Annotated in this window: 12 protein-coding genes and 1 rRNA gene; 8 read left to right on the plus strand and 5 right to left on the minus strand. The window is 69.2% G+C overall.

What is annotated here, in order from left to right:
- Nucleotides 1-17: 17 nt before the first annotated feature.
- Nucleotides 18-851: a TetR/AcrR family transcriptional regulator gene (locus tag ABZS69_RS49540; protein WP_355386583.1), complete on the plus strand. Its 834-nt coding sequence runs from the start codon at nucleotides 18-20 to the stop codon at nucleotides 849-851.
- Here ABZS69_RS49540 and ABZS69_RS49545 read toward each other — a convergent pair.
- Complete coding sequence (locus ABZS69_RS49545) at nucleotides 848-1,633, minus strand: fructosamine kinase family protein (RefSeq protein ID WP_355386586.1); 786 nt, start codon at nucleotides 1,631-1,633, stop codon at nucleotides 848-850. The two genes, ABZS69_RS49540 and ABZS69_RS49545, sit on opposite strands and share 4 nt — an antisense overlap.
- Nucleotides 1,620-2,093 carry a low molecular weight protein-tyrosine-phosphatase gene (locus ABZS69_RS49550; protein ID WP_355386588.1) on the minus strand — a complete coding sequence of 158 codons (474 nt, stop codon included), beginning with the start codon at nucleotides 2,091-2,093 and terminating at the stop codon, nucleotides 1,620-1,622. Before ABZS69_RS49550 ends, ABZS69_RS49545 begins: the two co-directional genes overlap by 14 nt.
- A gap of 122 nt (nucleotides 2,094-2,215) precedes the next feature.
- Here ABZS69_RS49550 and pstS point away from each other — a divergent pair, with 122 nt between their 5' ends.
- Genes pstS through ABZS69_RS49575 form a run of 5 tightly spaced genes read left to right on the plus strand, consistent with a single transcriptional unit; the run spans nucleotide 2,216 to nucleotide 6,695 of the window.
- Entirely contained in the window at nucleotides 2,216-3,319 is a 1,104-nt protein-coding gene (gene pstS / locus ABZS69_RS49555) for a phosphate ABC transporter substrate-binding protein PstS (protein WP_355386591.1), read from the plus strand.
- A 6-nt stretch (nucleotides 3,320-3,325) separates the two neighbouring features.
- A complete protein-coding gene (gene pstC, locus ABZS69_RS49560) occupies nucleotides 3,326-4,306 on the plus strand; it encodes a phosphate ABC transporter permease subunit PstC (RefSeq protein ID WP_355386594.1) in 981 nt (326 codons plus the stop codon).
- On the plus strand, nucleotides 4,303-5,178 hold the full coding sequence (gene pstA / locus ABZS69_RS49565; protein ID WP_355386597.1) for a phosphate ABC transporter permease PstA: 876 nt from the start codon (nucleotides 4,303-4,305) through the stop codon (nucleotides 5,176-5,178). Before pstC ends, pstA begins: the two co-directional genes overlap by 4 nt.
- Before the next feature lie 15 nt (nucleotides 5,179-5,193).
- A complete protein-coding gene (gene pstB, locus ABZS69_RS49570) occupies nucleotides 5,194-5,970 on the plus strand; it encodes a phosphate ABC transporter ATP-binding protein PstB (RefSeq protein WP_355386600.1) in 777 nt (258 codons plus the stop codon).
- On the plus strand, nucleotides 5,970-6,695 hold the full coding sequence (locus ABZS69_RS49575; RefSeq protein WP_355386603.1) for a response regulator transcription factor: 726 nt from the start codon (nucleotides 5,970-5,972) through the stop codon (nucleotides 6,693-6,695). The genes pstB and ABZS69_RS49575 overlap by 1 nt, the downstream gene beginning before the upstream one ends.
- On the opposite strand, the gene ABZS69_RS49580 is transcribed toward ABZS69_RS49575, so the two are convergent.
- Nucleotides 6,664-7,602 (minus strand): serine hydrolase, encoded by a 939-nt coding sequence (locus tag ABZS69_RS49580; RefSeq protein ID WP_355386606.1) that lies wholly within the window; start codon nucleotides 7,600-7,602, stop codon nucleotides 6,664-6,666. The genes ABZS69_RS49575 and ABZS69_RS49580 overlap by 32 nt on opposite strands.
- A 33-nt stretch (nucleotides 7,603-7,635) precedes the next feature.
- On the minus strand, nucleotides 7,636-8,523 hold the full coding sequence (locus tag ABZS69_RS49585; protein ID WP_355386609.1) for a phenylalanine 4-monooxygenase: 888 nt from the start codon (nucleotides 8,521-8,523) through the stop codon (nucleotides 7,636-7,638).
- 127 nt (nucleotides 8,524-8,650) lie between these two features.
- On the opposite strand from ABZS69_RS49585, the gene ABZS69_RS49590 reads away from it, so the two are divergent.
- Both ABZS69_RS49590 and ABZS69_RS49595 read left to right on the plus strand, forming a co-directional pair.
- Entirely contained in the window at nucleotides 8,651-9,103 is a 453-nt protein-coding gene (locus ABZS69_RS49590) for an Lrp/AsnC family transcriptional regulator (protein ID WP_355386612.1), read from the plus strand.
- Nucleotides 9,104-9,139: 36 nt separating this feature from the next.
- Nucleotides 9,140-10,126, plus strand: coding sequence for a hypothetical protein (locus ABZS69_RS49595; protein WP_355386615.1), 987 nt, complete (start codon nucleotides 9,140-9,142; stop codon nucleotides 10,124-10,126).
- Nucleotides 10,127-10,180: 54 nt separating this feature from the next.
- Here the strand turns inward: ABZS69_RS49595 and rrf are convergent.
- Nucleotides 10,181-10,268: ribosomal RNA gene (gene rrf, locus ABZS69_RS49600) — 5S ribosomal RNA — on the minus strand; the annotation flags it as partial.

Here is a 10,268-nt window from a genome sequence, read left to right on the forward strand (position 1 = left end):
AAACAGGAGGAGGCGATATGACAACCGACCCCGACATCGAGCTGCTCTGGCGGGAGCAGGACCGCGAGCCGAGACCCGGCCTGAGCGTGGGCAGGATCGTGCGGGCCGCCATCGAGATCGCCGACGCCGAGGGCCTGGAGGGCCTGTCGATGCGCAAGGTCGCCGACCGGCTCGGCTTCACGACCATGTCCCTCTACCGCCACGTCCCCGGCCGCGACCAGCTCGTGGACCTGATGCTCGACGAGGCCTACGGCGAGCGGCCGGACCCGCCCGAAAAAGGGCAGGGATGGCGGGAGCGGCTGGAGGCCGCGGCCAGGCAGGGATGGCGGCTGCGCCGGCGGCACCCCTGGATGGCCGAGGTGCGCGGCACCCGCCACCTGCCCGGCCCCAACGCCATCGCGCACTTCGACCACATGCTGAGCACCCTCGCCGACACCGGCCTCACCCCGTCCGAGGTGATCGCCGTCGTGAACATGCTGGGCCGGTTCGTGGACGCCGAGGCCCTGACCCTGGTCGAGACCCTGCGCGAGGAGCGGCGCAGCGGCGTGTCCGAGCAGGAGTGGTGGGGCGCGCAGGACGCCCTCTACGAGCGCCTCAACAGCTTCCCCACCCTTTCCCGCCTCTGGGAGGAGGGCGGCTGGGACCACCCGGAGGACTCGTTCGAGTTCGGCCTGCGCCGCCAGCTCGACGGCATCGAGGTCCTCGTCCACGAGCGTGATGAAAGTCGTGACGAAAGCTCCAGCTGTCCGGAATGCGGCACACCACTGGAGCCCGCGCCGTCCGGCCGTCCCCGCGTCTACTGCTCCCGCGCCTGCCAGCAACGCGCCTACCGCAAACGCAAGACCGGCTAGAGCGCCAGCACCGCCCGCACCGCGTTCATCAACCCGTCACGATAGGACCCGCCGAACAACACCACGTGAACGAGCAGTGGATGCAGCTGGTGCAGCGGCACCCGCCCCCGCCACCCCTCCGCCGGCGGGAACTCCTCCCGGTAGGCCCCCAGCACCCGATCGAGGTACGGCAGCCCGAACAGCGCCAGCATGGCCAGATCGGTCTCCCGGTGCCCGCCGTGGGCCGCCGGATCGATCAGCACACCCGACCCGCCCGACCACAGCACGTTCCCGTTCCACAGGTCCCCGTGGATGCGCGCGGGCGGCTCGGCAGGCCCCGCGACCTCGGCGAATCGCTCCACGGCCCGCTCGATGAGCGCCACGTCCGCGGCGGGCAGCCGCGCCTGCCGCAGGAAGGGCAGCACCCGCCGGATGGCGTAGAAGGCGGGCCAGTCCGGCGCGGGCGAGTTGTCCATCGGCAGCTCGGCGATGAACCCCGGCCACGGCGCCCCGAAGTCCGCGGCCTCCGACCGGTGCAGCCGGGCCAGCGAACGCCCGAACCGCTCGGCCGCCGCCGCGCTGGGCGCCTCCTCCCGCACCCACGACAACACCAGCCGATCGGGCCCCACCTCCACCACCTCGGGCACCTCGATGGCCTCGCCCAGCCACCGCAGCCCGGCGGCCTCCGAGGCGAACACCTCGGAGGCGTCCCCGGTCTTGGCGAACACCTCGCGCCCGTCGTCCAGCACGCCCCGCAGCAGCCGCCGGCCGTGCGACGCGCCCAGCTCCTCAGTCGATCTCATCGGCGATGTGCTTGGCCACGCCCTCGGAGGCCGACTCGACCAGCCCGAGCACCTCCTCGAACCCCTCGCGGCCCCCGTAGTACGGATCAGGCACCTCGGCCCCCTCCTCCGCCGCGGGATCGAACGAGCGGAACAGCCGAGCCTCCACCCCCGCGGGCGCCATCCGCCGCAGATTGGCCAGGTTGTCCCGGTCCATGGCCAGCACCAGGTCGTAGCGGTCGAACCAGTCCTTGGTGAACTGCCGGGCCCGGTGCGCCGAGCCGTCGTAACCGTGCTGTTCGAGGATGGCCAGCGCCCGCTCGTCCATGGGGTCCCCGGCGTGCCAGCCGCCGGTTCCGGCGCTCTCCACGGTGACGCGGTCACCCAGCCCGCGCTCCTCGAGCGTCTGGCGGAGCACCACCTCCGCCATGGGGGATCGGCAGATGTTGCCCATGCACACCAGGCATACGCGATAAGTCATAACTCCCATCATGGGGGCGACCGGGCCCGTTCACCGAACGTTCACCCTTGTCAGGGGGCTGCGGTCACCTTGGCTGCATAGCTTTCATGGCGACTAAGGACCAAGTGGGAGGAAACCCAACCGTGAAGTATGCAGGCCGGCTCGCCGCCGTCGCCGTCGTCGGCGCGCTCTCCCTCGCTGCGTGCGGCACAGACAACAATGCCCCTGCGGGGAGCACCTCGTCCGCCAGCGCGCCCGCCGCGGGCAATGACAATGGTCTGAGTGGCACGATCAACGCCGCCGGATCCTCGGCCCAGGCCAATGCGATCACCGAGTGGACGAAGAACTTCACGGCCACGAACCCCGGTGTCACGATCAATTACCAGCCCAGCGGCTCCGGCGCGGGTGTGCAGTCGTTCATTCAGGGCACGATCGCCTTCGCCGGCTCTGACTCGGCGCTGAAGGATGACCAGCCCGCGCAGGCCGACGCCCGCTGCAAGACCGGCAAGGCCATCAACATCCCGATGGTGACCGGCCCCATCGCGGTGGTCTACAACCTGCCCGGCGTCGAGGGCCTGCAGCTGTCGCCGAAGACCCTCGGCGGCATCTTCGACAGCAAGATCACCAAGTGGGACGACGCCGCCATCAAGGCCGACAACCCCAGCGCCAAGCTGCCCGCCACCCCGATCCAGGCGTTCCACCGCTCGGACGAGTCGGGCACCAGCGACAACTTCACCAAGTTCCTCAAGGCCACCGCCGGTTGGGCCTACGAGCCCGCCAAGGCGTGGCCCGCCGAGGCCAAGGGCCAGGGTGCCAAGGGCTCCGACGGCATCGCCTCCTCGGTGAAGGACACCGAGGGCGCCATCAGCTACGTCGAGCTCTCCTACGCCGAGAACTCCTCGCTGCAGAAGGCCAAGGTCGCCAACGGCGCCAACGAGTTCGTCGAGCTCACCCCCGAGAGCGCGGCCAAGACCATCGAGACCGCCACGGTCAAGGGCACCGGCAACGACCTCGCCCTGTCGATCGACTACGCCACCAAGACCCCGGGCGCCTACCCGATCGTCCTGGTGACGTACGAGATCACCTGCGAGAAGGGCCTGTCGGCGGAGGAGACGAAGCTGGTCAAGGGCTTCCTCACCTACACCGCCAGTGACGAGGGTCAGGCGGCCCTGAAGGAGCTGGGCTACGCCCCGCTGGCCGGCGACCTGCTCACCAAGGTCCGCACCGCTGTCGAGGCGATCTCCTAGCCGCCGATGGCCAACGATCTGAAGACCCGTGACGGCGGACCGGCCATGAGCCGGTCCGCCTCGCGGCGCAGCCATGGTGAAGGCACCTTCCGCTTCCTCTCCACGGCGGCGGGCGTCCTCCTGCTGGCGATCATGGCGGCCATCGCCGTGTTCCTCATCAGCGAGGCGATCCCCGCCCTGCAGGCGAACAAGGCGTCCTTCTTCACCGAGCTGACCTGGGACCCCAACGGCCAGAAGGTGTTCGGCATCGCCGCCCTGGCCTTCGGCACCGTGCTCAGCTCGGCACTCGCGCTCGTCATCGCCACCCCGATCGCGGTCGGCGTGGCGCTGTTCATCTCCCACTACGCGCCCCGCCGCCTGGCCGCGGGGCTCGGCTACCTGGTCGACCTGCTCGCCGCCGTGCCCAGTGTGGTCTACGGCCTGTGGGGCCTGGCGTTCCTGGTGCCGCTGATCCGAGAGCCGTCCCAGTGGCTCAACGAGACCTTCGGCTGGTTCCCGCTGTTCGCCGGAGAAGGAGCCATCGGCGGCAAGACCATGCTCGCGGGCTCGATCGTGCTGGCGATCATGATCCTGCCGATCATCGCGGCGATCTCTCGTGAGGTGTTCCTCCAGGCGCCGAAGATGAACGAAGAGGCGGCCCTGGCGCTCGGCGCCACCCGCTGGGAGATGATCAGGATGGCCGTGCTGCCGTTCGGCCGCCCGGGCGTCATCAGCGCCGCCATGCTCGGCCTCGGCCGCGCCATGGGCGAGACCATCGCGGTCGCGCTGATCTTCCCCGCGACCTTCGACATCACGTTCGAGATCCTCACGCCGCACGCCAACAGCATCGCGGCGAACATCGCCAACGGCTTCGGCGAGGCGACCGAGATCGGCCGCGGAGCGCTGATCGCCTCCGGTCTGGTGCTGTTCGTCATCACGCTGCTGGTGAACATGGGAGCGCGCCTCATCATCAACCGCCGCAAAGAGTACTCGAGGGCCGGCGCATGACAGCACTCCAGCACATCTCGACCAGCCGCCGGATCAAGGACAAGATCGTCCAGGGGCTGGTCTACCTGGCGTTCGCGCTGGCCGTGGTGCCGCTCATCTCGGTGCTCTGGCTGGTCATCTCCAACGGCATGGCCCGGTTCGACCTCGAGTTCCTGACCCACTCGATGCGCGGCATCGGCGCCCGCGACGCGGGCGGCGGCGCATACCACGCGATCATCGGGACTCTGGAGCAGGTCCTGCTCGCCTCGGCCATCTCGGTCCCCATCGGCCTGCTCACCGCGATCTACCTGGTCGAGTACGGCAACGGCGGCCGCCTGAGCCGGTCGATCAGCTTCTTCGTGGACGTCATGACCGGCATCCCCTCGGTCGTCTCCGGCCTGTTCGTCTTCGCGTTCTGGATCCTCGTCCTGGGCTTCCAGTTCTCCGGCTGGGCGGGCGCGCTGGCGCTGTCGATCCTGATGATGCCGACCGTGGTCAGATCGGCCGAGGAAATGCTCCGGCTGGTGCCCAACGACCTGCGCGAGGCCTCGTACGCGCTGGGTGTGGCCAAGTGGCGCACGATCATGAAGGTCGTGCTGCCGACGGCGTTCACCGGCATCGTCACCGGCGTCATGCTGGCCGTGGCCCGCGTCGCCGGCGAGACCGCGCCGCTGCTGATGACGGTGTTCTTCACCAACTCCATCAACAACGATCCGTTCACCGGGCCGCAGATGGGCCTGCCGCTCTTCGTGTTCGACCAGGCGGCTCGCCCCAACGACACCGCCGTCGACCGGGCGTGGACCGGCGCCCTCACGCTCATCCTGATCGTCATGCTGCTCAACCTGGTGGCGCGCCTGATCGCCTGGTGGCGTGCGCCCGCCAGGGGCCGATAGGGGGTTTCCGCCGCAATGTCCAAGCAGATCCAGGTCTCGGGTCTCGACGCGTACTACGGGTCGCACAAGGCGATCGAGGACGTGTCGATGACCATCGAACCTCGCTCGATCACCGCGTTCATCGGCCCGTCCGGGTGCGGCAAGTCGACGTTCCTGCGCACGCTCAACCGTATGCACGAGGTCATCCCGGGCGCGCGCGTGGAGGGCAAGGTCCTGCTCGACGGCGAGGACCTGTACGCCCCCACCGTCGAGCCCGTCTCGGTGCGCCGGTCGATCGGCATGGTCTTCCAGCGCCCCAACCCGTTCCCGACGATGTCGATCTACGAGAACGTGGCCGCCGGCCTCAAGCTCAACGGCCGGGTCGGCAAGTCGCAGCTCGACGGGATCGTGGAGGCGTCGCTCAAGGGCGCCAACCTCTGGAACGAGGTCAAGGACCGCCTGAACAAGCCGGGCGCCGGCCTGTCCGGCGGTCAGCAGCAGCGCCTCTGCATCGCCCGGGCCATCGCGGTCAAGCCGCAGGTCCTGCTGATGGACGAGCCGTGCTCGGCGCTCGACCCGATCTCCACGCTGGCCATCGAGGACCTGATGGCCAAGCTCAAGGACGACTACACCATCGTCATCGTCACCCACAACATGCAGCAGGCCGCCCGGGTCAGCGACAGGACCGCGTTCTTCAACCTCGCTGAGCAGGGCAAGCCCGGCAAGGTGATCGAGATGGACGAGACGTCCCGCATGTTCACCAATCCGTCCCAGAAGGCAACAGAGGATTACATCACGGGGCGCTTCGGCTGATGACCCAACAGCAGGCGGCATCCACGGTGTTCGGGGACGCGCGGACGAAGCCCGTACTGCTTATCGCCGACCCCGACGGCGCGGTCGTGGAAGACCTCGCCACGGCGCTCGAAAGGGAGGGTGTGTCCGTCACGGGCGCGTCCGACGGGGCTCAGGGTCTCCTCCAGGCCGGAGCCCTGCAGCCTGATGTGGTGCTCGTGTCGGCCACCCTGCCGGTCATAGACGCGGTGGAGTTCGTCCGCGCGGTACGGCTCGCACGTGCCGTGCCCGTCCTGCTCGGCGTCGGCGAGGGCCACGCCGAGCAGGCGGTACGCGCGCTCGCCGCCGGCGCGGCCGCCTGCGTGGCCAGGCCCTACCGGATCGCCGAGCTGCTGCCGTTCATCCACGCGGCCTCGCCCGGCGCCCGCCAGGTGCTGTCCGTGGGCGGCGTCGAGCTGGACGTGCAGGCCTACCAGGTACGGGTGGGCGGCCGGGCTGTCCACCTGCCCCTGCGGGAATTCGAATTACTGCAGTACCTGATGCGCAACGCCGATCGCACGGTGACCCGCGAGCAGATCATGCGCCACGTGTGGCACGCCGCGGCCAACACCTCGACGAACACGATCGCGGTGCACGTCAAACGCCTGCGCGCCCGCCTGGGCGACGAGGACGACCAGCTCATCCAGACCGTACGGGGCGTCGGCTACCGCCTGGTCACGCCGGGCACTTCCGAAAATCCTGCATGATCCGCTTTGTCACGCCTTCGACCGTCGCTATGCCGTACCCCACCTCGGGACTTCCCTCGGTGAGTACGGCAACGGCGTAGTCGTGGCCGTCGCCCCTGATCAGGCCAACGCTGACCGTGGCCCAGAGCTTCGTCGAGACGCGCTTGAGCCAGCCGTTCTTCAGGGCCACGCGGTCGCCGGCGCACGCGGCGGCGCTGATGCCCCAGTTCTGGCCGTCGACGACCCGCCCCATGAGATTCAGCACCTGGCCGCGGTCCTTGGCCTTCAGCGGGCTCTTGCCGGACACCAGAGCCCGCATGAGGCGGATCTGGTCGTCCACCGACGTTCGGGTAATTCCCCAGCAGTACAGGTCCACGCACTCGCCCGGGACGCCCTGGGTGTCCTTGAGGCCGAACGTCCTGCCCGCCCTGGTGAAGCCGGGCGCGCCGCCGGCGCGTAACCAGAGGCGGTCGGCGGCGTGGTTGTCGCTGTAGCGGATCATGAGGTCGGCGTCGTGCCGGACGGCCGCGGGCAGCTTCTTCCACGAGGTCCGCAGCAGTAGCGCCATGAGGATCTGCACCTTGGCCGTGCTGGCGGTGATCAGGCGCTCGCCCGGGTGGTAGCGGTAGAGCCGGCCGGTCGCCAGGTCCTTGACCATGGCGCTGACCCGCCCGGACCGGCCCGCGAGATACCGGTCGAGCCGCTCGCCGATCCGCTTGGCCGGGATCGGCGCCAGGTTCTCCTCGGCCGAGATCTCCTCCAGCCGCGCCCCGAAGGCCGCCTCGCGCACGCCCAGGGCCGCCTGGGGCTCCCGCCGCACGGGCGCCGGTGACCGGGCCTGAACCTGGGCAGGCATCGGTACGAGAGCTGTGAGCAGGGCGAGGGCGATGACCGCTCGTGGTATCGCCTGGGCGCGGCCCGCGATCATTGACGAATTATCACGAAAAATCGTGACAGGCCGCTAGATGGCAGCGGCGATAAATTTCGCGATCGAATCGTCGTCGCACGTGGCCCAGAAGTCCCCCACGACGTCCTCCAGATGCTGGAGGGACTCGGCCCGGAACAGCACGTCCTGATATTTCGTGATGTCGTAGTGCGTCGTCCCCATGGCGGACAGGTCCAGCGGCCTGATGTCCATCCCGCAGAACTCCTCGATCTCCCCGTACGACGACAGGATCCCGGCACCGTACGCCTTGAGCTCGTCCCCTTCCGCCATCACCCCGAACTCCAGCGTGAACCAGAAGACCTTCGACACGAACTCCAGCGCCTCGTCGGACTGGACCCGCCGCGCGGCCTGCCCGGCCAGGCGGTACAGGGCGGCGTACCGATCACTGGCCAGCGCGTTGGCGTGGCCGATCACCTCGTGGATGACGTCGGGCTCCGGCGTGTAGAAGGGCACGGAGTGGTGCCGGATGTACTGCGTCGAGTGGAAGTGGCCGTCGGCCAGCACCCCGTAGAAGTCCCGCAGCGGCACCAGCCCCGCGGCGGGCAGATACCGGAACCCGGTCAGCGGCTCCAGCAGCCGCGAGACCTCTTCGAGCTGCGGGATCCGCTCCTGCGGCAGCCCCAGCCGCGCGGTGCCGTCGAGGTATTCGGCGGTGGCGTACTTGGCGTGCTTGACCGCCAGCTCCCCGGTGACCAGGGCCCAGACCCCGTGCTCCTGCTCGGTGTACTCGGCCGCCGGAATGGGCGTCCCCGGACGGTAGTCGACCGCCAGCCCCGCGATCGCGTTCCGCCGCGCCCGGTAGACCTCGTCCGCGAACCCCGGGTGGGACGCGGACAGCTCGACCACCACCGACCCGTCTTCCTGGGCAGCGATCGGGGCGAAGTACTGTGCTTCCTCAAACATGTTCCAAATGACAGCAACTCCGGGTTTTCCTGGCAAGAGCGCCCAGTTTTGCTGCGCGATACGCTTGATTCCGCACCCCGAAGTCCACATCTTCTGGTCGAATCGCACAGTCCGGGGAGGGACCGCCATGGACGACCTCGACGCCAGGTTGCTGGTGACCATGCGCGCCCATCCCCGCGTCGGCCTGACGGAGTTGGCCCGGCTGCTGGGGGTGGCGCGCGGCACCGTACAGGCCCGGGTGGAGAAGCTGACGGCGCGCGGCGTGATCGAGGACTTCGGCCCGAACGTGTCGCCGGCCCGGGCCGGCTACCCCATCCTGGCGTTCGTGTGGCTGCAGATCGCCCAGGGGCGGCTGACGGAGGCGGTGGAAGCGCTGCGTGCCGTGCCGCAGATCCTGGAGGTGCACGGCACGAGCGGCCAGCACGACCTGCTGTGCCGGGTGGTCGCGCACACCACCGAACACCTGCAGGAGATCATCGCCAGCATCCTGGCGTCTCCGGCGGTGCGACGCACGGACACGACCATCGCCCTGTCCACCCAGATCCCCTACCGCATCGAGCCCCTCCTCGAAAACCGCTAGAACCTCGTCGGCATCCAACCTGATGGGAGGGATGTCATGAGGAAACTTGTAGTGATCGCCGCCGTGGTGGCGGCCTGCGCGGCCCTGATCCTGGTGTGGACCGCCGCCCGTGCCCCGGATCAGCCGGTACGCGCCCGGCCCGCCACGCAGGCCGGCGAGCCCGCCGCCTACGCGTACCTGTGCGACAGCCAGGACCAGAAGTGCGACCACTGGTTCGTGGTGACGTCCGGCGGGAAGACCTGGCAGCTCACGGACGCGGTGAAGGGGGGCCACGTCGACCTCACCGCGGACGGCCGCTACCTGGCCTACCAGCGGGCCGGCGACGGCCGCCTCGTGGTCCGGGACCTGGTGGGAGGAACCGTCCGCGCGGCCCAGGAGGCCGCGCCAGGGGTAGCTACGGACCTGCTGGAGTCCCGGCCCACGCTGCTGGACAAGGGGCGCTGGCTGTACGTGTCCTACGCCGCGGTACAGGACGGCGTGAAGGAGCCTCCCGGCTTCGTGGTGGACGTCGCCACCGGCCGGACGATGTGGCGGCTGCCCGGGGACACACAGCTGGTCGAGCTGGACGACGACGGGTCGAGGCTCATGGTCGCGGGCGACAAGTCGTTCTCGGTGATCGACGCCTCGGGCACCACCACGACGCCGCTACCGGCCCGGCTCCGCACCGTCGAGGCGACCGGCACCCTGGCCCCGAACGGGACGGGCCAGGCCGCGCAGGTCGTCTCCAGAAACTTCCCCGCCGGCGGCGCCGACATCCGCCCGGCCCGGCTGGTCACCATCGACACCGGGACCGGAAAGGTGCTCCACGACGTACGCCTTTCGCTTCCGCTGAAGGACAGGTCAGGCATTTGCGATGTCAGTCAGTGGTCGAGCTCTCAGGAGGTTCTGCTGAGCTGCGGGACGGACGTTCTGTTCCACGAGATTGTCTTCCGCGTCGACACCCGGACGGGGCATTACACGAAGGCCGGAGAGACGCGTCCGCCCAGGTCAGAGCTGATCGAGCTGGTGCGGGCGGCGGATTAGCCCGCAAAACAAGAAAGGCCCCACGCCGAGGCGTGGGGCCTTTCTATAAAGATTGTCCGGCGGCGACCTACTCTCCCACACCCTCCCGAGTGCAGTACCATCGGCGCAGAGAAGCTTAACTTCCGGGTTCGGAATGTAACCG

This window comes from Nonomuraea sp. NPDC005650 (assembly GCF_040605375.1).
Lineage (GTDB): Bacteria > Actinomycetota > Actinomycetes > Streptosporangiales > Streptosporangiaceae > Nonomuraea.